26 protein-coding genes, 1 riboswitch and 1 other annotated feature are annotated in these 25236 nt (G+C 40.8%); of the genes, 18 read left to right on the top strand and 8 right to left on the bottom strand.

What is annotated here, in order from left to right; genetic code table 11:
• Positions 1–8 precede the first annotated feature (8 nt).
• The 3 genes from KHA99_RS02085 to KHA99_RS02075 all read right to left on the bottom strand — a co-directional run bounded on the left by KHA99_RS02085 (position 9) and on the right by KHA99_RS02075 (position 3081).
• Positions 9–1235 (bottom strand): MFS transporter, encoded by a 1227-nt coding sequence (locus KHA99_RS02085; RefSeq protein WP_213115774.1) that lies wholly within the window; start codon positions 1233–1235, stop codon positions 9–11.
• 15 nt (positions 1236–1250) lie between these two features.
• A complete protein-coding gene (locus KHA99_RS02080) occupies positions 1251–2132 on the bottom strand; it encodes a LysR family transcriptional regulator (protein WP_213115773.1) in 882 nt (293 codons plus the stop codon).
• Positions 2133–2301: 169 nt separating this feature from the next.
• Positions 2302–3081 carry an arylamine N-acetyltransferase family protein gene (locus tag KHA99_RS02075; protein WP_213115772.1) on the bottom strand — a complete coding sequence of 260 codons (780 nt, stop codon included), beginning with the start codon at positions 3079–3081 and terminating at the stop codon, positions 2302–2304.
• A 125-nt stretch (positions 3082–3206) separates the two neighbouring features.
• Here KHA99_RS02075 and KHA99_RS02070 point away from each other — a divergent pair, with 125 nt between their 5' ends.
• A complete protein-coding gene (locus tag KHA99_RS02070) occupies positions 3207–4184 on the top strand; it encodes an aldo/keto reductase (RefSeq protein WP_213116863.1) in 978 nt (325 codons plus the stop codon).
• Positions 4185–4272: 88 nt separating this feature from the next.
• On the opposite strand, the gene KHA99_RS31130 is transcribed toward KHA99_RS02070, so the two are convergent.
• A complete protein-coding gene (locus KHA99_RS31130) occupies positions 4273–4407 on the bottom strand; it encodes a hypothetical protein (RefSeq protein WP_261363762.1) in 135 nt (44 codons plus the stop codon).
• A 124-nt stretch (positions 4408–4531) separates the two neighbouring features.
• Positions 4532–4674, top strand: a riboswitch (cyclic di-AMP (ydaO/yuaA leader).
• 128 nt (positions 4675–4802) lie between these two features.
• Here KHA99_RS31130 and kimA point away from each other — a divergent pair.
• Positions 4803–6629 carry a potassium transporter KimA gene (gene kimA, locus KHA99_RS02065; RefSeq protein ID WP_213115771.1) on the top strand — a complete coding sequence of 609 codons (1827 nt, stop codon included), beginning with the start codon at positions 4803–4805 and terminating at the stop codon, positions 6627–6629.
• A 57-nt stretch (positions 6630–6686) separates the two neighbouring features.
• Here the strand turns inward: kimA and KHA99_RS02060 are convergent, their stop codons facing one another.
• A complete protein-coding gene (locus KHA99_RS02060; RefSeq protein WP_213115770.1) occupies positions 6687–6863 on the bottom strand; it encodes a hypothetical protein in 177 nt (58 codons plus the stop codon).
• Positions 6864–6956: 93 nt separating this feature from the next.
• On the opposite strand from KHA99_RS02060, the gene KHA99_RS02055 reads away from it, so the two are divergent.
• From KHA99_RS02055 to KHA99_RS02030, 6 genes are all read left to right on the top strand, one after another.
• Positions 6957–7100: a hypothetical protein gene (locus KHA99_RS02055; RefSeq protein ID WP_213115769.1), complete on the top strand. Its 144-nt coding sequence runs from the start codon at positions 6957–6959 to the stop codon at positions 7098–7100.
• 153 nt (positions 7101–7253) lie between these two features.
• A complete protein-coding gene (locus tag KHA99_RS02050; protein ID WP_213115768.1) occupies positions 7254–7943 on the top strand; it encodes a Na-translocating system protein MpsC family protein in 690 nt (229 codons plus the stop codon).
• A gap of 114 nt (positions 7944–8057) precedes the next feature.
• On the top strand, positions 8058–9209 hold the full coding sequence (locus KHA99_RS02045; RefSeq protein WP_213115767.1) for a PAS domain S-box protein: 1152 nt from the start codon (positions 8058–8060) through the stop codon (positions 9207–9209).
• Positions 9210–9282: 73 nt separating this feature from the next.
• Positions 9283–9939 carry an ATP-binding protein gene (locus tag KHA99_RS02040; RefSeq protein ID WP_213115766.1) on the top strand — a complete coding sequence of 219 codons (657 nt, stop codon included), beginning with the start codon at positions 9283–9285 and terminating at the stop codon, positions 9937–9939.
• Positions 9940–10089: 150 nt separating this feature from the next.
• Complete coding sequence (locus tag KHA99_RS02035) at positions 10090–11307, top strand: MFS transporter (protein ID WP_372447558.1); 1218 nt, start codon at positions 10090–10092, stop codon at positions 11305–11307.
• 264 nt (positions 11308–11571) lie between these two features.
• Complete coding sequence (locus tag KHA99_RS02030; protein WP_307852010.1) at positions 11572–12918, top strand: glycosyltransferase family 2 protein; 1347 nt, start codon at positions 11572–11574, stop codon at positions 12916–12918.
• Positions 12919–12987: 69 nt separating this feature from the next.
• Here KHA99_RS02030 and KHA99_RS02025 read toward each other — a convergent pair whose 3' ends face one another.
• A complete protein-coding gene (locus KHA99_RS02025) occupies positions 12988–13155 on the bottom strand; it encodes a hypothetical protein (RefSeq protein WP_213115764.1) in 168 nt (55 codons plus the stop codon).
• Between the two features lie 129 nt (positions 13156–13284).
• On the opposite strand from KHA99_RS02025, the gene KHA99_RS02020 reads away from it, so the two are divergent.
• The 3 genes from KHA99_RS02020 to KHA99_RS02010 all read left to right on the top strand — a co-directional run bounded on the left by KHA99_RS02020 (position 13285) and on the right by KHA99_RS02010 (position 17100).
• The gene (locus tag KHA99_RS02020) at positions 13285–14154 is read left to right on the top strand and encodes a proline iminopeptidase-family hydrolase (RefSeq protein ID WP_213115763.1); all 870 of its coding nucleotides are present in this window, start codon (positions 13285–13287) and stop codon (positions 14152–14154) included.
• A 176-nt stretch (positions 14155–14330) separates the two neighbouring features.
• Positions 14331–15557, top strand: coding sequence for an ATP-binding protein (locus KHA99_RS02015; protein ID WP_213115762.1), 1227 nt, complete (start codon positions 14331–14333; stop codon positions 15555–15557).
• Positions 15558–15774: 217 nt separating this feature from the next.
• A complete protein-coding gene (locus KHA99_RS02010; protein ID WP_213115761.1) occupies positions 15775–17100 on the top strand; it encodes an MDR family MFS transporter in 1326 nt (441 codons plus the stop codon).
• Positions 17101–17227: 127 nt separating this feature from the next.
• Here KHA99_RS02010 and KHA99_RS02005 read toward each other — a convergent pair whose 3' ends face one another.
• On the bottom strand, positions 17228–17683 hold the full coding sequence (locus tag KHA99_RS02005; protein ID WP_213115760.1) for a YndM family protein: 456 nt from the start codon (positions 17681–17683) through the stop codon (positions 17228–17230).
• A 218-nt stretch (positions 17684–17901) separates the two neighbouring features.
• On the opposite strand from KHA99_RS02005, the gene KHA99_RS02000 reads away from it, so the two are divergent.
• From KHA99_RS02000 to KHA99_RS01985, 4 genes are all read left to right on the top strand, one after another.
• The gene (locus KHA99_RS02000; RefSeq protein ID WP_213115759.1) at positions 17902–18687 is read left to right on the top strand and encodes an ABC transporter ATP-binding protein; all 786 of its coding nucleotides are present in this window, start codon (positions 17902–17904) and stop codon (positions 18685–18687) included.
• The gene (locus KHA99_RS01995; RefSeq protein ID WP_213115758.1) at positions 18671–19432 is read left to right on the top strand and encodes an ABC transporter permease; all 762 of its coding nucleotides are present in this window, start codon (positions 18671–18673) and stop codon (positions 19430–19432) included. Before KHA99_RS02000 ends, KHA99_RS01995 begins: the two co-directional genes overlap by 17 nt.
• Before the next feature lie 21 nt (positions 19433–19453).
• Positions 19454–20461, top strand: coding sequence for an ABC transporter substrate-binding protein (locus tag KHA99_RS01990; RefSeq protein ID WP_213115757.1), 1008 nt, complete (start codon positions 19454–19456; stop codon positions 20459–20461).
• A gap of 62 nt (positions 20462–20523) precedes the next feature.
• Positions 20524–21105, top strand: a complete 582-nt coding sequence (locus tag KHA99_RS01985) for an SCO family protein (RefSeq protein ID WP_213115756.1) — start codon at positions 20524–20526, stop codon at positions 21103–21105.
• Between the two features lie 76 nt (positions 21106–21181).
• On the opposite strand, the gene KHA99_RS01980 is transcribed toward KHA99_RS01985, so the two are convergent.
• Positions 21182–21688, bottom strand: coding sequence for a gamma carbonic anhydrase family protein (locus tag KHA99_RS01980; protein ID WP_213115755.1), 507 nt, complete (start codon positions 21686–21688; stop codon positions 21182–21184).
• A gap of 222 nt (positions 21689–21910) precedes the next feature.
• Positions 21911–22167: a binding site (T-box leader), on the top strand.
• 70 nt (positions 22168–22237) lie between these two features.
• Between KHA99_RS01980 and ilvA the strand changes: the two genes are divergently transcribed.
• The 3 genes from ilvA (at position 22238) to KHA99_RS01965 (ending at position 25077) form a co-directional block, all read left to right on the top strand.
• Positions 22238–23497, top strand: a complete 1260-nt coding sequence (gene ilvA / locus KHA99_RS01975) for a threonine ammonia-lyase IlvA (RefSeq protein WP_213115754.1) — start codon at positions 22238–22240, stop codon at positions 23495–23497.
• A 306-nt stretch (positions 23498–23803) separates the two neighbouring features.
• Complete coding sequence (locus KHA99_RS01970) at positions 23804–24016, top strand: hypothetical protein (RefSeq protein ID WP_213116861.1); 213 nt, start codon at positions 23804–23806, stop codon at positions 24014–24016.
• Between the two features lie 341 nt (positions 24017–24357).
• Entirely contained in the window at positions 24358–25077 is a 720-nt protein-coding gene (locus KHA99_RS01965; protein ID WP_213115753.1) for a YebC/PmpR family DNA-binding transcriptional regulator, read from the top strand.
• Positions 25078–25236: the final 159 nt, after the last annotated feature.

Below are 25236 nucleotides of genomic sequence, written 5' to 3'. Positions count from 1 at the left end.
TTGTTTTTTTAACTGCTGTGCTTTAATCCTTTAATGGTAGATAATTTTATTTTTCTGTTGGCCATGATCCCTAAACGAATCGAAATTCCAATTGAAACAATGGCAAGAATTGCAATCATGTAGACAACCCCGTGCCATCCGAATTGACTGTACATTGTTCCACTTGCTGTTCCTCCAATGCTCGAACCCGCATAATAGAAAAATAAGTATAACGATGCGGCTTGTGCCTTATCGTGAGTTGCGGCTTTGCCGACCCAGCCGCTGGCAATCGAATGACCGGCGAAAAATCCGTAGGTGAAGATGGCAATCCCCAAGATTTTGATCCATAAATGGGTGTTTAGCGTGATGCAGGCACCAACCAATAAGATGACCAAAGACAGCTGCAAAATTTTCTTTTTCCCATGCTGGTCCGCCAGCATACCCATCCAAGTGGAGCTAAAGGTTCCTACTAAATACACGATGAAAATAAATCCAACCAGGGTTTGGCTTAATGAATAAGGAGGTTTAATGAGCTCAAAGCCAATATAGTTGTATAAAGAAACAAAGCTGCCCATTAATAAAAATCCAATGATAAATAGATAAATGAGACCCGGTTCCTTAAATTGGCTAAACAATGAAAATGCCAGTTTTTTAATGGCTAATTTTTGCGGTGTGAAATGTGTAGATTTAGGCAAAATCAGCCAGAAAACAAAGCTTGCCAGTAAACTAATAATGCCAACGCCAATTAAGGCAACATGCCAGCTGAAATAATCGGTTAAAATGCCGCTGATAATCCTTCCTGCCATTCCGCCAATGGAATTCCCGCTGATATATAACCCCATTGCCATTCCTAAGCTTTTGCCTTCAATTTCCTCGCCTAAATAGGCCATTGCTACAGCCGGCAGGCCAGCAAGCGCAATGCCTTGTAAGATCCGACTTAAAATCAGTAAATGAAAATTGGGTGTAAAAGCCGTTAAAATGGATAGGATGGACGAGGTAAATAATGCGATCGTCATAATGGATTTACGTCCAAATACCTCCGATAAAGACCCGGCTATTAAAAGACTGATAGATAAGGCAATCGTAGTGGAAGACAAACTTAAACTGGAAACCGCCGGAGAAATATGAAATTCCTGAGCAAAATCCGGCAGCAGGGGCTGTGTTCCCCAAAGAATGGCAAAGGTACTAAAACCGCCTGCAAATAATGCTAGGTTTACCCTTTTAAATGTGCGTGTTCCACGTTGAATGTAACTCATTTTTTGAAGACTCCTTTATTTTGTTTTAACTAGATGCTGAACAAATTCTTTAAAGCGCTCGACAACTGGAGATGAGTACCCATCCTTCAACCAAGCAATTCCAATGTCTCTTTTGCAGATAGGATTATTTACACGAATGAGCTTAATTTTACTTCTATCAAGTACTTGGGTATCAGGCACTAATGAAACACCTAATTTTGCTCCAACTAAACCGGAAACTGTGCCAATATCCTCTCCTTCGAACACAACCTTGGGGGAAAAACCAGCTTTTTGGCATAATTGATTAATAATGGTCTGCAGTTCATTCACATCTTTAAAAGAGATAAAGGGCTGGTCTTTTATTATGTTTAAATCAATTTCATTATTGACGGCAAGCGGATGATCAATCGAAACAATTAGAAATAATTCCTCCGTTAAAAGCGGTTCGCAGATAACCTCTTTATCATTATGGAACAGCGTGATTAGGGCCAAATCAACCTTTCTAGACTTTAATTGTTCCACAATCTGTCGATTCGAAGCTTGGTTTAATTGAAACTTCACATTAGGGTGCTCTATTTGATAATGACTTAAGATTTTAGGAATCACACTCATCCCAAGCGAAGGGAGGAAGGATAATGAGACGGTCCCGTTATCCGGGTGAATTTCATCCCAAATTTCCTGCTTACCAATCTCGATTTGTTGGATGGCTTGCTCTACATGATTTAAAAAGATTTTTCCATATCGATTCAAATAAATATTCCGGCCTTTGCGGTCGAATAGTTGCACACCTAATTCGTCCTCGAGCTTTGCGATGGAGCGGCTAAGAGCAGGCTGCGAAATGGATAACTGCTCGGCCGCCCGTGTAATATGCTGGGCTTTGGCCACTGTTTGAAAATAATTAATTTGATCCCATTCCATCTAAATCCCTCTTATGGTTTTGATATTACTATCATACTCTTCTTTTTACATAACTTCTAATTGTTAATATGCATGAAATTGATGCATGGGAGGTATGATTTATTTGCGGCAGAATTATCAAAAAATCCAAAATAAAAAGGCGTGGCAATCACGACCATTCCTTCATATTTTAGTCTGAAATACCAAATTGTTCTTTTGCAATCAATTTGAACTGCTGTGGGTCAATATCCTTTTTGATCATTTTTCCATTTGCCCACTCAGTTAAAGAAGTGTCAGTAAGGATTAAGTTACCCCTATCAGTGAACCTAGTGATTAATGGCTTTTTATTAAATGAGGATTCGGGGTGCTCGATGATGATTTTTTGCACCTCATTTAAATCGGATTCGTCGACGGATTTCCTAGTGTTAAAAGCATAGCCAACTTTCCAATCTTGGTCTTTATGCTTTAGTTTTATATGGAAAATGTAATTTCCATGTTCTGTGTCGGATTGTTCGACGCGGAATTCCCCATTTTGGGATGTTACGATTTCCCCGCTGAATGGGACGGGCTTCAATGGCAGGTTCCCGCCAAAACCTGTGTCTATAAGGAAACGCTGCCCATTGTAGGTGATGACAATTGCCACATGAGTTCTTCCAGTAGAACTCCATTGCTTGGTATTATGATTGTGTACTACACCCTGAACCAAGGAGACATTAAAACCATTTTCGATTAAAAAATAGTAGAGAATGGTGTTAAGATCATAACAAAGTCCGCCTTCATTTTTTAATAGGATTCTGTTTTTTAGATTTTCTTTTGAAATTGCGGCAGTTTTATTAGTGATGATGCACAAATTTTCAAAGGGAATGGATTTTGCTGTTTTTTCAAGAATGGTGTCTACTTTTTCAAAGGTAACAGTTTCGTCTTGAGGGTATCCAATTCTTTTGCGGAATAATAGATTTAATTCACCCATTCGTAAATCCTCCATACATTTTATTTTCATCAATCAATTAAAATTGCGAAATAAGAATTATGTAAAAATTCTCCAAAATATATTATAGTTATATTAAAACCAAATTGAAAGAGGGTACATACATGATGGATTACGTTAAGCTTGGTAATACAGGATTAGATGTTTCACGGTTATGTCTTGGCTGCATGAGTTTTGGTGTTCCCGAGCGAGGCACTCACCAGTGGGTGCTTAACGAAGAACTAAGCCGCCCGATTATTAAAAAGGCACTTGACGATGGCATCAACTTTTTTGACACGGCAAACGCATATTCAGACGGTACGAGCGAGGAAATTATCGGCCGCGCCCTGAAAGAGTTCGCTAACAGGGATGAGATTGTCATTGCAACCAAAGTGTACATGCGCACGCATAAAGGGCCGAATGGTGCTGGACTCTCTAGAAAATCAATTATGGCAGAAATCGATAATAGCCTGAAGCGTCTCGGCTCCGATTATGTCGACCTGTATCAGATTCACCGCTGGGACTACCATACGCCAATCGAAGAGACGATGGAAGCCCTGCATGATGTGGTGAAGGCAGGGAAGGCCAGATATATTGGCGCTTCATCCATGTATGCGTGGCAGTTTATGAAAGCGCAAAATGTTGCCGAGCGGAACGGATGGACTCGGTTTGTTTCCATGCAAAACCACTTAAACCTCTTGTATCGTGAAGAGGAACGCGAAATGCTGCCGCTCTGCCGGGAAGAGAAAATTGGTGTTATTCCTTGGAGTCCGCTGGCAAGAGGGAAGCTGACCCGCGACTGGGTAGAAACGACTTCCCGCTCTCAGACAGATGAATTCGGCAAAACACTTTACACATCTGCAATTGAGGCGGATCGTAAAATCGTCGAACGTGTAGCGGAATTGGCCGCAAAACGGGAGGTTACGCGTGCACAAATTGCACTCGCGTGGGTGCTGCAAAAGGCGCCTGTTACAGCACCTATCATAGGGGTCACAAAAATGCCTCATCTTGAAGATGCAGTTGCAGCAATCTCTATTAAACTGACCCCAGAAGAAGTGGCCTATTTGGAAGAACCTTATGTCCCTCATCCGGTTCGCGGCTTCTAATAGTGCCTCATAATATTACAACTGCTTACTGTTAAATAAAAAGACTACGAAATTCCTCGTAGTCTTTTTCGCACTATTATTAGACATCTCAATTTTTATGTGTTCCATGGTCATAACGCTCGACATTTTGTTCAACCGTGTCCCACCCGAATTCCTCGTTAATATCCTTCACTAGCTCATTTAAAAATTCATCAGATAAGATAGGATTTTTTTCGTTTCGCATGAAAATCCTCCTTTTGTTTATTTTATCGAATAAACGCTGGCACTATTACTTAACATAACCGTTTATCTTTAAAAAAAATCATTTACAACAGGAGAACAGGGGAGTATGATATTCACAGTTTCAAATTTCTAAATCGCTGAAACCGATAGGTGCGGGGGAACCATTTTTCTGGATTATTAATTAATCCTGGGGGTGAATCCTTTCAGGCAGGGCTACTCATTGGCCCGAACCCGACAGCTAACCTCGCAAGCGTTATATTGAGAAGGAAGGCGGAGCTTGTGATGCAAAAGAAATGATGTGTCTACAGGTCTATTCGAATTGACTTGGAGGCACTTTTTATTTTGTGAAAAATAGGGAAACTTACTTACATCTAATGAAATTTGGCGGTGACATAAATGTTTTCTTCCGTAAAAAGGTTCCTGATAGGAAGGCCTTTAAAATCACATGAATTAGGGGAACAAAAAATTAGTAAAACGAAAGCATTGGCTATTCTCTCTTCTGATGCGTTGTCTTCAGTGGCTTATGGTCCAGAACAGATTTTGATTGTCCTAGTGACAGTTGGTGCGACCGCATTCTGGTATTCCATTCCGATCGCCGTCGGCGTATTGATTCTGTTAACTGCACTTATCTTGTCTTATCAGCAAATCATCTTTGCTTATCCGCACGGTGGCGGAGCCTATGTGGTGTCGAAGAGTAATTTGGGAGTAAATTCCGGGCTGGTGGCCGGAGGATCTCTGTTAGTGGATTATATTTTAACTGTTGCAGTAAGTGTTTCCGCCGGAACGGATGCCATCACTTCAGCCTTTCCTAATTTGCATGGCGATAATGTGGGAATTGCGATTCTGTTTGTTCTTTTTATTACCCTTTTAAATTTAAGGGGAGTGACGGAGTCAGCGTCCATTTTAGCCTATCCCGTATACCTTTTTGTCTTGGCTCTGTTTATTTTAATAGGTGTGGGTTTATATAAAATCTTGACTGGCCAAATTCCGCCTGCCTTACATACTCCGATAGGGACGCCAGTGGCTGGGATCAGTTTGTTTATTTTATTAAGGGCATTTGCCTCCGGAAGCTCTGCCTTAACAGGTGTTGAAGCGATTTCGAATGCCATTCCAAACTTTAAAGATCCAGCGCCGAAAAACGCCGCGAAAACTTTAATGGCAATGGGACTTCTGTTGGCGGTCCTTTTTTCGGGAATTGTCTATTTGGCCTATTATTACGGGATCGCGCCTAGAGCTGAAGTAACAGTTGTTTCTCAAATAGCAGAGCACACCTTTGGGCGGAATTTCATGTACTATTTTATACAGGGAACTACGGCTTTGATCTTAATTTTGGCTGCTAATACGGGGTATTCTGCATTTCCACTCTTGGCGGTCAATTTGGCAAAAGATAAATTCATCCCAAGAATGTTTCTAATCAGAGGAGACCGCTTAGGGTACTCAAATGGAATCATCATACTTGGCGCGGCATCTATCATCTTAATACTGGCCTTTAATGCGGAAACCGAGCATCTCATTCCGCTTTACGCCGTCGGGGTGTTTGTACCATTTACCCTGTCACAAACAGGAATGATGGTCAAATGGCTTCGCGAAAAACCAAATGGCTGGGTATTAAAGTTTGTTATTAATACCACTGGGGCCCTAATCAGTTTTATAGTAACACTCATCTTTTTCGTTACAAAATTTTCGCGGGTTTGGCCGATATTAATCTTTCTGCCATTAATTATTCTCCTATTCCACAGGATTAAAAAACATTATGAAGCAGTCGGGGACCAGCTTAGGATTTCCACCTGTGAGCCTGTTGTTCCGATAGAAGGGAACGTCATTGTCGTTCCGGTGGCGGGTATTACCCATGTGGTCGAAAATTCGATCAATTATGCAAAATCGCTGAAGCCCGACCAAATTATTGCTGTTTATGTCGCGTTTGAAAGAGAGGACGAGCATAAATTCGAAGAGAAATGGAAGAAATGGCACCCGGATATCCGCCTTGTGACGCTCCATTCTCATTACAGGAGTATCATTAATCCACTTACGAAGTTCGTGGATACTGTTGAACATAAAGCAAGCGAGGCCAATTTCCGTGTTACTGTCGTCATTCCGCAATTTATGCCAAAACATAGTTGGGAAAACATTCTTCATAATCAATCCAGCCTGCTGATCCGATCCTTTTTGCTGTACCGCAGAAACGTGATTGTCACGACGGTCCCATATCATTTGAAAAAGTAAATAAGACAAAAGGAAGGTGTAATCTGGCACCTTCCTTTTTTTGTGCATTCAAATGTTTTAGGTGCGAATAGTAGAGGTAGAGAAGTTCTTTATCATTTTTTGCAGATTTCTGTGTCCTTCTCTTAACTTAATTGCTTCTTCTGTAATCTTTTGGAAACCTTCCAAATCTCTGTCAGTAGCGTTTAAAAGGGACTTCGGCAAGCCTTCGACGATTTGTTGTAGGGTTAAATCCATGTAGATAACCACCTTTCAACTAATTTCGTTAGACAATGATTTTCGTCTTTTTAAATAAATTTTAGAAAAGACTGTTTTTTTCCTGCAGGCAACGTGAAAAACTTATCACCAAATATCGTCAGAATCATTCAGGATTGGCGGCTATTATTGAGCATCTTTCAAATAACGACAACAGATGCGCTTGTTGGCAGCGGATGCCAATCCAAACGGACTGCCGTTCAGTATAAAAATGAATAATTATTTTTTAATAAAAAATAATATTTATATGTACTTTTACTATTTGTCAATGGCAAATAGTAGAAAATCATTGAAAATTTTAGCTGAAAAATATACAATAAATTTGGGATAAAAGAAAAAATGCTTTTATCTCAATTAAAAGGATGGTTTTCTTTGGAAAGCAAACAGCTTCAAATGGAACTTTCAAGCTATATTGGCAGAGCACTTCGTGAAGCCTTTGGAAAGGGACCTGAATCCGTTTATGTTTCGATCAATCAGTCCTTTATTACAGTGTATTTGCGAAATTTCATCTCGCCGACTGAGAACGTTTTATTGGAACAAAAGCAAAAACAGTTGGTCCAAAGTACTAGGGATATTTTAATGGAAACCCTCATTCCAGAGTTTAAGGCATATATGAAAATCTTAACCGGATTGGACATCAAAGAGTTTTATTATGACTGGGGCTTGCATAATAAAAGCGGGATGTTTGTCTGTATTGGTTCTGACGCGACGAAAGACGAAAATAATGCGGAGTACAATGGAAGAAACTCAATTCATGAAGAATTCAGGGTCATCAGCATTCAGGCCGAAAAAGAACCGGAGAAGATTGATTCCTATTTCATTAACAATCGAACATTGGTTGTGATTAGGAAGGGAATACTTGTTCCGATTGAGAAGGAGTTAATTCGGTTAGGCCATTCCGAAATATTAAAGCTCTCTAAACGTAATCTTGAAAAAAGATTATTACATAATAAAGGTAATTTCGAAGGCATTCTTCAAACAAAAGTGGCAGACATTTTTGTGGACTGGGATTTTCAATTAGATAAAAGTGCCATCGTACTAATCTTATCACCAACATCATAGGGCGGAAGTGAGTTAGACAATTTTGATTGAGCTAGACACAAGCCAAGATGGGACATTATCCTATCTTGGCTTTTTTGTATAGGTATAAAGTAGGAAAGGAACTGATAGAGAAAGATGAACAGTCCTGTTGAAAATATTAAGAATGAAAAGAACCAGCTATTAAAAAAATACATAGTGGAACGTTTTGCTGACTACGAATTGCTGTTTGAACGCAGCCAAAATGCGATTCTATTATTAGATACGGCAGGGAATATGGTGAGGGTTAACCAAACGTTTGAGAAGCTATGTGAGTATACTGCTGAAGAAGTGTTAACGATGAAGCTACAGACTTTTTTTCCGCTCGATAGCTTAGACAACGTTTTCCATCATTTTCATAAGACATCATTGGGTCAGTTGGAAAACTTCGACTGCCAGTTGAACAACAAAAGTGGTGCCATCCTTGATGTCAATATTACAAACATACCAATCAGTGTTGATAACCAAATCGTCGGGGTGATGGCTGTCTTAAAGGATATTACTCTATTAAAACAAAAAAAGGCGGAAGTTCGGAAAATAGAGGAGTTTCACCGCGTATTGACGGAAAATGTTCTTGATACAATCGTCTGTACTAACTTATTGGGAAAAATCATTTATATTTATCCATCCTGCGAAACGATATCCGGTTATAAGGCCGAGGAATTGATTGGAACCACTCTAACATTCATCGTTCACGAGGAAGATTGGGAAAAGGCTAATGCCGATCGAAAATTATCCTATTTAGGTGCAGGAAGCATTCGTGGGAAATATCGGATTCGTAGAAAAGATGGAACTTTGGTATGGGTGGAGGCACTCAGTAAACCGATTATTGATCCGGACACACAAACGATAGTGGAGGTTGTCTCAGTTATCAGGGAAATTACTGAACGAATTAAAACGGAAGAAGAGTTGTGGAGTCGTAAGAAGGCTTTCCGCGAATTAGTTGAACATTCTCCGGATGCTGTTCTCATTGTCCGGGATAAGGAGATCATTTTTGTAAATGAGACAGGTATTGATTTACTTGGTGCTAACAATGCAGAAGAGGTTCTTTCGAAAAACCTTCTCTATTTTATTCACCCTGATTACCATCAAGAGGTAAAGGACCTAATTCAAGCTGTTTTTAATGGTGAAACTGTAGATTTTCGGGATTACAAAGTAATCCGCGGGAATGGGGCAGTTTTTGATGCTGAAATAAAAGGAATTCCTACATTTTTCAATAATCACTATGCTCAACATGTGATTATTCGGTAATATCCCGAATAATCACTATGCTCAACATGTGATTATTCGGGATATTACCGAACGCAAAAAGACGCAGGAGCTTTTGCTTAACTCTGAAAAATTAACTATTGCAGGGCAATTGGCTGCAGGCATTGCCCACGAGGTCCGAAATCCGCTGACAGCCATTAAAGGTTTTTTGCAATTAATGGAAAGGAAAATGGAGGATCAAACCTATTTTGGAATCATCGAATCGGAAATAGATCGAATTGAACTAATCCTCAGTGAATTGCTAGTCCTAGCCAAACCGCAGGATTTTAAGTTCGAATCCGTCTATTTGCCAGCCTTGATTGAAGATATTAAAACATTGATTGATACCCAAGCAATTATGAATAATGTGAAGATTGAAGTGGTTAATACTGATGAACCAATCACGATCAATGGGGATATAAATCAGTTAAAACAGGTTTTTATCAACTTTTTAAAAAATGCCATTGAAGCAATGCCGAATGGTGGGAGCTGCATTATTGAAATGAAAGCAATCGGTGAGAACAAGGTGAAGATTTTCTTTAAGGATACGGGTGACGGCATTCCTCCGCAGCTTTTGAAGCGAATTGGCGAACCATTCTTTACGACTAAAGAAAATGGCACAGGACTCGGAATTATGATTTCCAAACAAATCATTGAAAACCATCACGGCACCGTTCATTTTTGGAGTGACAAGAAAGGCACCATTATTGAGGTCATTCTTCCGTTACAATAGGTGATTAAAGTATCCCAAGTAAAAAATACTTGGGATATTTATATTTCAACAATCGGAAATTTCGGGAGTGAAAATAATTTTAGTTTATGATATTATGACATTATTAATTTTAAACTTTTGGAAAAAAGTACAATTTAGGAGATGGAAAACGTGCTAATGTGGAAACGAAATTTATGGGTGCTTTGGATTGGCGTGTTCTTTACATCAGCTAGTTTTTCCATGGTGATTCCTTTTTTACCGATATTTCTGCTGCAATTAGGGGTGCATGATCACACTGAAATGTGGTCAGGCGTGCTCTTTAGTGCTGCTTTCTTTGCAGGTGCTTTCGCTTCACCCTTTTGGGGGCGTGTGGCCGATAAATATGGAAGAAAACCAATGATTATAAGGGCGGGAATTGCCCTTTTTGTTATTTATACGTTAATGGCATTTGTCACCAATCCATACCAAATCTTAGCATTAAGGATTTTACAGGGGTTGCTCAGTGGGTTTATTCCAGGTGCGATTGCTTTGATTGGAACCAATACACCGAATGAAAAAGTCGGGTATGCCTTGTCCATGATCTCCTCAGCATCGGCATCAGGGGGCATCCTTGGTCCGCTATTAGGCGGGGGTATTGCACATCTTGTCGGTAATCGACTTGCCTTTGCCAGTGGTGGAGTATTTGTATTCCTGGCGACACTGCTGATTATTTTTTGGGTAAAGGAAGAAAATTTCAAGCCTAACAAAGAGCGCGGCGGCTCTGTAAGAAATGATTTTAAGACTGCGATGATGAATCGGCCGTTATTGCTTGTGCTCATTTTAACAGTTGTAACAAGTTGTTCCATCATGACGATTGAACCGGTGCTTCCTTTATATGTTGTGAAGTTGGGCGGGTCTTCCGATAACGCTTCTTTAATTGCTGGTATCGTGTTTTCACTGCCAGGCATCGCCAGTGCTTTATTTGCCCCGTATTGGGGAAAATGGGCCGATAAAGTAGGTTTTCAACGGGTGTTATTCCTAGGCCTGATGGGCGGCGGCATCGGCATGTTAGCCCAGGTGCTCGTTTCGCAGATATGGGGATTTTCCATTATCCGCTTCATGTTTGGCGTCTTCTTCTGCGCGGTTTATCCAGCGTTAAACGGTTTAGTCGTAAAATCCACACCGGATGAATTCCGTGGCCGCGCCTTTGGATTAAACCAAACCGCCAATCAGATTGGCGGCATGACGGGTCCGATGATTGGAGGGTTCGTAGGCGGAATATTACCGGTCCAAAGTGTATTTTTGGTAACCGGTATCCTTCTTTTAACTGCCATGGGCATGGTGTATTGGAATGCAGGTGTGTTAAATGGTTCTTTGAAGAGGAAGATTATTGCCAGAAAATCAGGTTAAAACTTATCTGCTGATTCTAATAATAAAACATGAAAGAGATTGCAGTAAGTCTCAATCTCTTTTTGCTTTATCAAGTTATTTCGCAGATCAGTCCATTTTTAGGGTGAGGTTTGCGAAAAGGGATTATAACACTCTTGAGGGAAATTCCTCCCTCAATTTTAATCTTATTGGTAATTCCAAAACTACCATGGTATCTACGAGGCCTTCCATATAAAATAGTCTCATATAATTCAAACTGAAACGGGGTTTTGCTTCCATTTGACAATTCCACTTAAAGAAACACCAAGAGATGTACCGTTGCGTATTCGAGAGAGGTTATATCTTTCAGTTTTATGGAAGTTTTGGCTCAGCCATGGACTTGCTTTTGCCTGGATGTTAATGTCCATTATTATTTCGATTCCTTGGGTAAAGGATTTAGGTGAATTAGTCACCGTCCCCGTAGCGATTTTACTGATAACCGGAATTGCCTATATACCCGGGTACCTTAATGCCTTTATGCTCGTAAGTCTTTTGTTTGACAAGCAGCCGGGATTTAAAACGTTGCATCCGGCCGAACCTGTGAGTATTTTAATTGCGTGCTGGAATGAGGAAAAAGGGATTGATAGTACCTTACAGCAAATAGCAAAACAGGACTATACAGGAGAAATCCGGATTATCGTCATTGATAACAATTCGACAGACCTTACAGCACTGGTGGCAAAACAATTAGGTGATGAGCTGGGTCTTAATATAAAAGTTCTATTCGAAAAAAAACCTGGGAAGAATTTTGCTTTGAACAAAGCGCTCCGATATGTCGAGACCAAATATTTGATTACATTGGACGCTGATACGGTACTTCATACCCAAGCAGTAAGGCGCCTGGTGGCCCGGATGGAGTCTGCACCGCAGGAGGTTTGTGCAGTGGCGGGAGCCGTTCTTGTCCGCAACAGCCGTGAAAATTGGCTCGCCCGGATTCAGGAATGGGATTACTTTTTAGGAATCGCTTCTATTAAAAGGCTACAGGGCTTATATCAGGGAACGCTTGTTGCTCAAGGGGCCTACAGCCTTTACCGAACGGAAGTTGTCAAGGAAGTGGGGGGGTGGCCAGATGCCATTGGAGAAGATATAGTTCTTACATGGTCATTTTTAGAGAAAAATTATAAGGTATATTTTGAACCGACAGCCATTGCTTTTACGGATGTACCGACGAATTTTCGCCATTTCGTACGGCAGCGGAGCCGCTGGGCACGAGGGATGATTGAGGCGCTCAAACAGGTCAAGCCATGGCAGCAGCCAAGGATTTTTACGAGGTATTTAACCGGTTCGAACCTTGTGATGCCATATTTGGATTTTGTTTATACCTTTGTTTGGATCCCCGGGTTATTCTTGAGTTTATTTGGATTCTACTGGATTGCCGGCCCGCAGACGCTTTTCGTCCTACCTTTAGCTTTACTGACAAATTACGTCCTTTATCGATACCAAAAGGGTGTTTTTCAGGAACTTAACCTTGGCATTAGAAAAAATCGTAAGGGATTCTTCCTGTACGTATTGTGCTATCAGATGATTATGTCCCCGGTATCTGTGTGGGGCTATTTGCAAGAGGTCATGCGTCTTCGTAGAGTTTGGAAATAAATCTTTCTAATTTTCCTATATTACTGTCTTAAAAAAAGAGTGAATGAGATATTCACTCTTGGCCAGCTCTTAAGCTTTTGTGTTATTCGTTTCAGTATCGATGCTGTTAGTAATGGGGTGCGGCTGGCCGTACCCTTCTATATTTCCGGCATGTTCCTCATGATATTGTGTTCCAGAATTCTGACCGCTCGTAAGTGATTTTCCTTTTTGCTGTTTGTTATTAGGTGATTGGTTCATTATGTTATTCACCTCCCTGACATCCTATAGAGTGGGAAGTAAAATAAAAATTATTCATTTTCAATGCAGATAAATGATGTAAAATAGTCTTTAATATAATCTTGATACATATTCAAAGGAGAAATTCTTATGCGAACAGAAGGATACATAGAAGTAACCGGTGGGAAAGTTTGGTACGAGAAATATGATCATAGAACAGGGAACACACCGGTAATTGTTTTGCACGGCGGGCCGGGTTCATCATGCTTTTCCTTACAGGGGTTGAAGGAGTTGGCGGCAGACCGCCCGGTCATTTTATACGATCAACTAGGCTGCGGCAGGTCAGAAAGGCCACAAGATGATTCACTTTGGCATTTAGATCGATTCGTGGAGGAATTGGGACAAATTCGCTCCGCTTTGAACCTTGATGAAGTACATATTCTTGGGCATTCCTGGGGAACCACATTAGCGGCAGCTTATTGTTTAACGAAGCCGAGCGGGGTGAAAAGTGTCATTTTTTCAAGCCCATGCCTGAGTGCGCCATTATGGGAACAGGATCAAAAACGGAATTTGAAAAAGCTGCCGGTTGAAGTTCAAGAGACCATAAAACGCTGTGAAGAAGATGGAACCATGGATTCGGAAGAGTTTCAGGAAGCCATCGAGGTGTTCAGCAAAGAATTTGTCTGCCGGATTCCAAAGCCTGAGCATCTAAAAGCGCACCCTGAATACCGAAACTCCGAAATTTACAATATTATGTGGGGACCATCCGAATTTACGGTACTAGGGAATTTAAAAGAATTTGATTGTACCTTACAATTGAAGGAAATCTCTTGCCCCGCATTATATACGTGTGGCCGGTACGATGAGGCTACGCCGGAAACAACAGAGCATTACAGCCGTTCTTCTCCTGGCTCGAAATTTCATGTATTTGAAAACAGCGCCCATATGCCATATATTGAGGAACCAGAAGAATTTTTACGGGTTGTTGGGGAATTCATGCACTGGGTTGAATGTCTATAAGAACCGCCTGAGTTTTTTTCAGGTGGTTTTTTCTTCTTAATGCCCCAGTTGAAAAACGGATGCCCTTTAAATTGGACTTTTTTTCCTTGTGTTGAAAAAGTTGGAGAATGATAAAGGATTATTTGTGATTTTGTCGAATTAAATCAGGTAACATACATACACAAAGAGGAATGGACATGAATAAATCAGGACAAATCATTTTGCTGCTGCTATCACTTATTTTTACTGCTTACCAAAAGATTATGTATCATGAACCCTTCTTTACATTTGACTTTTTCCTTTTTACCTCGATCGCTTGGTTTGTTGGCTGGCAATACGATAAAGCCCGATTTTTTGAAAAAAAAGCACGGGAAAGTGAAGAAAGCTATAAGAGATTACTAGATTCACTGCCTGAATCTATCTTTATTTATCAGGATACGAAAATTGTTTATGGAAATAGGGCTGCTCTCAGAATGAGTGGCGCCAAAAGCATGACAGAAGTTCTGGGGAAGTCGGTCTTTGAATTTATCAAGCCTGAGTATAAAGACCGGTTGGAAGAACGAATTAAGCAAATTAAGAAAGAAAAATGCCCCCTGGCTACTATCGAATACAAAATTAAACGGACCGACGGAACAGAATTTTTTCTTGAAGTTACTCCCTTATCGATTGTATTTGGAAATAAAGAAGCGATCCTAGTGGTTGGAAAGGATGTCACAGCCAGAAGAGAGGAAACAGAAAGACTCCTGCAAAAATCCGAAAAATTGGCTTTGCTCGGCCAAATGGCGGCGGGAATTGCCCATGAAATCCGCAACCCGCTTACGTCCATTAAGGGATTTATCCAATTATTCAAAGCAAACAGTGAACAGGATGAGTATTTTGATATCGTATTATCAGAGCTGGAACGCATTAATGCCATTGTGGGCGAATTCCTGGTTCTGGCCAAACCATCCGCGGCTGTTTTTAAGGAACAAAATATTGAACAATTGCTACATGATGTTATTACCTTAATAAATACTCAGTCTATCATCAATAACGTGCAGATCTATACTGAAATTGCTGAAGAGCTGCCGATGATATCTGGTGAAAAAAATCAGTTAAAGCAAGTTTTTTTAAATCTCTTGAAGAATTCAATTGAATCCATGCCTCTAGGCGGAGACATCTTCGTAACAGTAGGGGTAAAGGAAGAAGGCAAAATATCCATTCGGATTACCGACGAAGGGGTCGGCATACCAGAAGAACGGATTCTAACACTAGGAGAGCCATTCTATACAACAAAAGAAAAAGGAACCGGCCTCGGACTAATGACCTGTTTCAAAATAGTCGAAAGCCACCGCGGCCAAATCAAATTTACAAGCGCAGTACACCAAGGAACAACCGTAGAAGTCACCCTCCCAACAATTACCCAGCCATTATTAAAGAAATGAAACATGGGGACGGTTCTTGTGCATCATTTGCATGAGAACTGATTTTTTTTTTGGTGACGCATGGGCGGTTCTAATGCCACATATGTCCGGGCGCCGATTATTCTAATTTTTTAAAAAATAAAAAATTAGTAAACCTTTTGCTATAATAGTTTAGTCTGAAATCATATATATGTAAAAAATAGGAAGAGTTATATTTGGCTTTTTCACGGAGGTTTATATGGGAAAAAATAAATATGTATTTTGGGGGCTGGTCATCACGACCCTCATCTCGGCGCTTGACGCCAATATTATGCAGACAGCAAGTCCGACTATTGTCAAACAACTTGGCGGAATGGAGTTGTTTGCGTGGATTTTTGTTGTCTATATGCTGGCAAGTACAGTAACTGTACCTCTGTATGGAAAATTATCGGATATGTATGGTCGGAAAAATCTGTTGATGATTGCGGTTGGGATTTTTACATTAGGTTCCATTTTATGCGGAATGGCGAACTCAATGGTTTCCTTAGTTATATATAGAGGTATTCAAGGCCTTGGAGCAGGCGGTATGATTCCACTCTCGATGATTATTGTCGGAGATTTGTTCACGATTGAAAAGCGCGGCAAGATTCAAGCGGTTTTCAGCAGTATTTGGGCTATTTCTTCAATTGTCGGGCCAGTGATGGGCTCCTTTTTCGTCGAGGCTTTGACTTGGAGATGGATTTTCTTTATTAATATTCCGATTGGAATAGCAACTGTTTTATGTTTGCTTCCTTATAAAGAACAAACAGAATTTAAGAAGACTCATATTGACTATAAAGGTTTCTTTTTATTCGGGGCTTCGGTCAGCCTTCTATTATTATCTACCAATGTAGGCAACGCCATCTGGTATGTGATTGCGGGCATAATTGGCATGATTATTTTTATTTTGGTAGAAAGAAAGGAAGCACATCCATTTTTACCTGTTTCTCTTTTTAAAAATAAAGGCATCCTGATGACGAATGTGTTTATGCTAGTGTACTGTTTATCGTTTTTTGGCACCTCTAATTATATACCGCTGTTTCTTCAAGAGGGCTCGCATATGAGTATTTATAAGAGCGGCTTGATTTTATTAAGCATTGCGGTCGGCTGGATGTTTGGCAGTACACCTGCTGGAAAATGGATTATCCGATTCGGTTATAAGCGGTTATTTATTATCGGCAGTTTTATTACCGCGTTATCAGGACTAGCACTGTTTATGTTTATTAAAGATTTGTCGTATACGAATTTGTTTTTAATTTTGACGGTGCAGGGCTTTTCATTTGGGTTATTGTTTGCAGTCGGCACGATTGCCTCGCAGGAGTTCGCCGACTCCAATATTAAAGGGGTATCTACCTCGCTGCAGATGTTTTTGCGGAACATCGGTACATCGATTGGCGTTACCGTAATGGGGTTGATTATTAACCATACTGCAAATATTGTAAATGGCATGCAGAATGTCTTTCTCTATGCCTTAATTTTAAGTTTGGTCACGGTTGTGCTAAGCTTCCTCATTCCTGCGAAGACTGCAGAATTGAGTGAGGGATAAGAACAAATGATTAGAAGAAAGGTTGTGCATAAAAATATTATGTAAACCTTGCGGTGAAAGTCCTCATGAATTGTTCCATGAGGACTTTTTTTTATAAGAGTTAGCCATGCACTGAATTAGGTTATTCCTACTTATTATCGTTCGAACTCCTGACTTCAGGCTTTACCGGAGTAAACTCCTCGGCAGCCTCTGTTTGGAACTGTGGTTGTTGTTGGATAGACCTCGAGGTATTTGTAAATTGTTTGTTTTTCTCATTCGTAAGAAATCCATGGTAAAAGTATTCAAATAAGGCCACAGCAGCAGCTGAAATAACCGAGGCCCAAATTAGATTATTTTCATTTGTCAGCATTCGCCCCATTAACCACACCACCAAAAAGGTAACTAGAAAATCCGCTATGGTTGCCAGGAGGTTGGTGGTTTTACGAAGAATCAGTAAATCTCCTAATACATAACTGACAATCCCCAGTACAGCCGTTATCAAAAGGACATCACCGAAACTAAAATCAAAAAACAAACCGAGAATGATCCCAAGTACAATCAAGCAAGGTATAAACTTGGCTGCCAAACGATATACATTTTGCATCAACGAATCCTCCTTTTTCCTGTAGATTTCCCCTTGAATTTTCCAAATATACAAATACAAGAGGGGCCTGGCATTTCTTTTTAACTGAACCCACAATCATTAATTTGCAAAATTTGCAGAAAAATAATTGACTTTACCACCAGAACCTTTATAATAAATTTTAATTAATATAAATCCGATAAAATTAATGCGAATTATAGGGGAAGTGGGGATGCGAAGTGTTTCTTCACATTAATGAGGTAAATAAGCAGTTTCTTAATCAAAAAGAGGTAAGTACTGTTCTTTCAGATATAAATCTGGAAATAAAAGAGGGCGAATTTGTTTCGATTCTCGGGCCGTCCGGTTGTGGGAAATCGACCTTGTTATCTATTGTGGCCGGGTTGACTAAGCCCTCCAGCGGCGAGGTGCTCTTGAATGGCCAGCCTATTACCAAACCGGGCCGAGACCGCGGGATGGTGTTCCAGCAGCCTGCTCTCTTCCCATGGATGACAGTTGAAGAGAATGTTATGTTCCCGCTCCGCAAAGAAATGAAAAAGAAGGAAGCAAAGGAAACTGCCCACCAATTTTTAAAAATGGTGCAGCTCAGCAACTATACAAAGCATTCACCGCATGAACTATCGGGCGGAATGCAGCAGCGCGTAGCAATCGCCCGTGCGCTTTCAATGAATCCAAAGGTCCTTTTAATGGATGAACCGTTCGGTGCGCTTGATGAGCAGACACGTTCGCGACTTCATACCGAGTTAGAAAAAATTTGGCTTGAAACGCGGAAGACGATCCTATTTGTCACCCATAGCATCAGCGAATCTATTAAGTTATCAGATCGGATTGTTGTGATGGGAACGCGACCAGGAGTGGTTCTCGAGGATATTCACGTAAAAATCCCAAGGCCGCGCGCAAACCATCCACAAATGGTGACCAAATTGGAAGAAAAGATAATGGGATTACTACAATCCGAGATTGATAAAGTAGTGAAAGAGGAACTCGCATATGCAGCAAACAATTAAACGCACCATATTCTTTGCACTGCTTTTAATCATCTGGCAGGGGGCAGTAAGAATTTTTGACATTTCACCAGCGCTAATGCCGGCACCAACAGATGTTTACGAAGCACTTGCTAAAGGTTTTTCTGATAAAACACTAATCTACGATATACTTGCCAGCCTGCGGCGCTTAGCTATTGGATTGTCACTTGCCATCGTAATTGGCGTCGGTCTAGGCATTCTTTTAGCAAAAAATAAATCCGCTGATGAGACCCTTGGAACATTGATTTTGGCCCTGCAAAGTGTACCGAGCATCGTCTGGCTGCCGATTGCAATCATGTGGTTCGGCTTAAACGAAAAAGCCGTTACGTTTATCGTCATTCTTGGCGCCACCCTGGTAATGACCATCAATATGCGGATGGGGATTAAAAACGTTTCTCCTCTTTATATTAAAGCCGCACAAACAATGGGCTCAGGTGGATTGGACCTATTCTTTAAGGTTATTTTTCCAGCATCTATCCCATACGCCGTTACGGGTGCCAGACTTGGTTGGGCATTTGCCTGGCGAGCGCTCATGGCGGGGGAGCTTTTAAGCAGCGGTCCGGGGCTTGGTTATACCCTTAAATTTGCCTCCGATTTTGGCAATATGAGCCTTGTTATCGCGATTATGATCATCATCGGCGTCATTGGAACGATTGTTGATATTACCTTCTTCCAGCGCGTTGAAAAAAATGTCATGCGCCGCTGGGGTTTAGAAACTAGCAATTAGAGATTAAAAGGGGAGAAAAAGATGAAAAAGCAGGTATCCATCATCAGCATTATTCTATTATTGGTATTCGGAGCGCTAGCGGGCTGTGGCTCAAAAGAAGCTAGTTCCGGCAGTTCAGAAAAGGCTGCTAAAAAAGTAGTCATCGGCTATTTTCCAAACATTGACCATGCTCCGGCAATGGTTGCAAAGGCGAAAGGCTTTTATGAAAAAGAATTAGGTAAAGATGTGACAGTGGAATACAAAACATTCCCGGACGGCGGCGCATTTATGACCGCTCTTAAAACTGGCGATATTGATGCAGGGTTAGTTGGACCTGGCCCAGTTATGAATAACTTTACAAACGGTGCAGATGTTAAAATCCTTGCAGGTGCCTCTTCAGGTGGTACAGCCATTGTAGCAAGCAAGAAGAGCGGCATTAATTCTGTTGAAGACTTCAACGGAAAGACGTTTATTACACCAGGCGTTGGCTGTACACATGATGTTCAGATGGAAACATTTTTACAGGATTTCGGAATCTCTTCGGCTCGGATTGGCGGTACATTGAAGCATGTAACCGGCAACCCTGCCCAGTATGCGAACATGTTTGAATCTGGCAAGGTTGATATTGCGGCAGTACCGGAGCCGTGGGCATCGCAGTTAGTGAAAGACGGCGGCGCGAAAATTATCGTCGACAGCTCTAAAATTTCTTTTGGTAAAACTCTGCCAAACACAATCTTAGTTTCAAGCGGCAAGAAAATTAAAGCTGATAAAGATGTTATTGCTAAAATTGTGAAAGCACAAGATGAGGCAATTGCATTTATCGAAAAAAATCCAGAAGAAGCTAAAGACATTACGATTAAGACCATCAAAGAAATCACAAAGCAAGACCTTGAAAAGGACGTCGTCGATGCTGCTTGGAAAAATATTCATTTCACGACTGAAGTCAATAAAGATGTGATTCAAGAGTTTGCTAATTCTTCCGTAGAGCTTAAATTCTTGAAGGAAAAGCCTGATTTTGCGACATTAATTGATACAGAATTTATTAACTAAAAATGAAGGAAGGTGCTGAGTGGATACTCGGCACTTTTTTTAAGCAAAAGGGGATTGTGAAAATGAAACGTTTTTTAATTCTATTATTTTCTGTCCTGCTTCTTACTTCTTGTTCGGCGGATAAAGAAAAGAAGGAGAAGGTAGAGTTTCCGCTTAGCATGAAGGTGGAGAGTTTTGAAGGAATCAATCAAGACGGGAAACAAGTTGACCTATCAAAATTAAAGGGTAAGGTCTGGGTGGCTGATTTTGTGTTTACGAACTGTGACACGGTTTGTTCACCAATGACTGCCAATATGGCCGAGTTGCAGCGCAAGATGGCGGATGCGGGTGTGGATGCCCGGCTGGTTTCCTTCAGCATTGATCCAGAACAGGATCAGCCTGCAATCCTAAAGCAATATGCGAGCGGAGTGAAGGCTGATTTCGCAAATTGGGATTTAATAACGGGCTATCAGCAGGAGTTTATTGAAAGCTTCGCTAATAAGTCGTTTATGGCTCCGGCAGCGAAACTGGAAGGGTCAAATCAATATGTGCACAGCACTTCATTTTATTTAGTAAACATAGAGGGGATTGTTGTTCAGAAGTACGAAGGTGCAGCGGATGTACCTTATGAGCAGATCATTAAGGATATTAAATCATTGCAATAATATTTAATATAATAATATTATGTAAAGTTAAATTTTTATCTCAAGGGCACTGCTTAAGCAAGTGCCCTAATTAACGTTATTCTAATATATCCTTAAATTCTTTCCCTTTCTGGACATAGTGTGCACTCGACATTTGCAGCATTTGCAAGTCCTTCTCGGTCAGCTCGCGGACCACTTTTCCCGGTGAACCTAACACAAGGGAGCGGGGCGGTATCTTAATTCCACCTGCCAGCAGGGTATTGGCTCCAATAATACATTCCTCGCCAACCTCGACATTGTCCAATATGGTAGAGCCCATACCGACAATTGTCTTCCTGCCAATTTTACAGCCGTGAAGGATGGCGTTATGGCCAATCGTACAATCGTCCTCGATGACACATGATTCAAACATATGTATGGTGGAATTATCCTGGATACTGCAGCGTTCTCCGATAATTATCGGGCCATCATCTGCCCGTAGAACAGCGTTAAACCAAACGGTGGAATCTTTGCCGATGGTAACATCGCCAACGATATAAGCGCCAGGTGCGACGAATACAGATTCATGAACAGAAGGGGTTTTGCCATTGTAGGGAATAATCATTTTTACCTCTCCTTTAAATATCAGAATTTTTTATATTTTATTATAACATAATTAATGGAAATATAGGGAAAATGTCCTTTTTAATGAAGCAGTCTTGTAATAAATGACAACTGTGTCCTAAAATGGAAATGAAAGCGCTTTAAAAATTGTCTAAATAATATAAATAGTCTAAAAATATTGACAGACCCTTTTTTCGGTGTTAACCTTATAAAAAATTGATTTATAAAATCGATGACGAGAAGAGTAGGATTTGCTGTTTGTCCAAAGAGAGTCGGCGTGTTGGTGGAAGCCGATGTCAGACCTTATCTGAAAATCATCTCTGAGATGTGCTGCTGAAATGTTACCAGTAAGCCGCACCGGGAAGTCCGCCGTTACAATGGAACACGTATATTACAATGTACGGATGTCGAGAGCCGCAGCAAGGAGTTTATTGGATGCTGCGGAAGTAGGGTGGTAACGCGAGCTAACTCGTCCCTATACCATTGGGGACGGGTTTTTTATTGTTTATAAAAGCTGAGATTTTTTCAAATTTGAGGAGGGAAATTGACCATGAGTCAACAGGTCGAAACATTTAATGTGGAGGATATCATCATTGCCAGTCACACCATCAAGGATGTGATTTCGCCGACTCCGCTTCAATACAATCATTTATTGTCTGACCGTTATGGCTGCCATGTTTATTTAAAACGGGAGGATATGCAGAGTGTCCGTTCTTTTAAAATCCGTGGAGCCTACAATCGTATTAAGAGGGTGAGCCCCGAGGATTTAGAGAATGGGATTATCTGTGCAAGCGCAGGAAACCACGCACAGGGGGTTGCTTATTCCTGCCACCTATTAAACATTAGCGGGAAAATCTTCATGCCTAATACTACACCGAAACAAAAGGTAAACCAAGTGAAGTTTTGGGGCAAGGACAGCGTCGAAATAGTTTTGGTAGGCGATACCTTTGATGATGCTTACGAAAAAGCAATTGAATGCAGCCGCGAAGAAAACCGGACGTTTATCCATCCGTTTGATGATTATGACGTCATTGCCGGGCAAGGTACAGTAGGTGTCGAGCTTCTAAATGACTGTCATGAAAATATTGACTATCTATTCGGAGCAATTGGCGGCGGCGGTCTAATGGCTGGTGTGGGTACCTACCTGAAGCATTTTTCACCGGAAACTAAATTAATCGGTGTTGAACCTGAAGGCGCTCCTGGGATGAAGGAATCGGTTTTAAAAGGGGAGGTCACCTCGCTTGATAAAATTGACCCATTCGTTGATGGTGCGGCGGTCAAAACAGTCGGTACGAAGACTTTTAATATCTGTAAAGAGCTTATCGATGATATCGTTGTTGTACCTGAAGGAAAGGTTTGTACGACGCTTTTATCTTTATACAATGAAAATGCGATTGTTGTTGAGCCTACTGGTGCTTTATCTATTGCTGCATTGGATACATATGCTGAACAGATTAAAGGTAAAACTGTTGTATGTATCGTCAGCGGTGGAAACAATGATATCGGTCGGATGCAGGAAATCAAGGAGCGCTCTAAGCTTTATGAAGGGCTGCAGCATTATTTTATCGTTAATTTTCCACAGCGTCCAGGTGCACTGCGGGAATTCTTATTAGAGGTCCTTGGACCAAATGACGATATCAGCCATTTTGAATATACGAAGAAGAATAACCGTGAAACGGGTCCTGCTTTAGTAGGAATTGAATTGAAGGATAAAGAAGACTACTTCCCGTTAATTGAGCGCATCAAGACGAAAGGATTTAACTGCAGGGAAGTAAATAAGGACAGCACCTTGTTCCAAATGCTTGTGTAGGAGACATGGTGACATGCGGCAAAAATTCTATAAATACTAAATATATGTGGTAAGTAGAAAGTGGTCCATTTTGTGGACCGCTTTTTTTTGCCTATAAATTTATTTTTGTTGGCTTATAAAGAGAAATTTAACTGGTCCTTAATTGGGGCACTAAAATTTTTATGTGGTAGGTTTCAGTTAAAGTATTTCTAAAAACAGGACATTAAAAAGATATATATAAAGAGTAATAAAAAGACAATAATATTGAGCAAAATAGGTTTATAAGGGAGTGTAAAGAACACTAACACTTCCCAATAAGGGGGTGAGATCTTGAATAACAACAAACGTAATCGCGATGATGTAGATGCTGGTGAGGCACTAGGAACTGGTGCAGGTGCTTTTGCCGGTGCTGCAGTGGGCTCCGTATTAGGTCCAATCGGCACAGTGGCAGGTGCTATTGCCGGCGGTGCACTGGGCAACAAAGCGGGCGAAGGTGCCGATGAGGCTATGGATCAGGCAGATAATCGAGTGGATGAGTAAAAATTCGTCCTTTTCTTAAATAGACTCCAACCTTATTTAGACTCCTGTGGCGGGAGTCTTTTTATATATTCCATTCTATTTTGATGAATTTCCAAACGAGCTATTAAATGGTTCAAGTCACCGTAGCCATATTGCTGCTGCAGATCGATACACCAATTATTTTTTATGAACTTCTATCTTTTTGAAAATCAAACTCTTAACAAATGATCTAAATTAGGTATAATATTATCTGTGTATATTTAGAAAATAGACTCCCAAAAGCTATTTTTGAAAAGGTTGAATCGTAACGGCTTTTTCATCAATGATTTTGGATAGATTCAAACCAGAAAGAGAGTGTTCATATGGGTCGTAAATGGAACAATATCAAGGATAAAAAAGCAGCAAAGGATGCCAATACAAGTCGTATTTATGCTAAATTCGGCCGTGAAATCTATGTGGCAGCACGCCGTGGCGAACCCGATCCGGAGGCTAATCAGGGTCTAAAATTCGTCCTGGAGCGTGCCAAGACTTACAGCGTGCCAAGGCATATTATTGATAAGGCGATTGATAAAGCAAAAGGCGGTTCTGATGAGAGCTTTGATGAACTTCGTTATGAAGGCTTTGGTCCGAATGGCTCGATGATTATTGTTGATGCCTTAACTAATAATGTTAACCGCACCGCTTCAGAGGTCCGTGCTGCATTTGGTAAAAATGGTGGAAATATGGGTGTCAGCGGTTCTGTTGCATATATGTTCGATGCCACTGCTGTAATTGGCGTAGAAGGAAAATCCGAAGAGGACGTCCTTGAAATCCTTATGGAAGCAGACGTGAACGTTCGTGACGTGGTTGAGGAAGAGGATCAGGTCATCGTATATGCTGAGCCAGACCAGTTCCACGCTATGCAGGAAGCTTTCAAAAATGCTGGCATAACAGAATTTACTACAGCCGAACTTACCATGCTTGCGCAAAATGAGGTTGAGCTTCCGGAAGATGCTGTTGCTAAGTTTGAGAAATTAATCGATACACTTGAAGATCTTGAGGATGTTCAACAGGTTTATCATAACGTTGATTTAGGGGAATAATAAATGAAAACTCGCCGATTGGCGAGTCCGATAGGACGGTTCATGAGGCGCAGTTGAATTTATGCGTTAAGAAAGTATTAAGCTTTCGACAGAAAGTTTATACTTTCCATTAGCCAAAACAGAGGATAACCCAAAGAGTCGTCATTCAACGACCCTTTG

Source organism: Neobacillus rhizophilus, assembly GCF_018343535.1.
Lineage (GTDB): Bacteria > Bacillota > Bacilli > Bacillales > Cytobacillaceae > Neobacillus > Neobacillus rhizophilus.
This window is presented reverse-complemented; position numbering and strand designations above follow the sequence as displayed.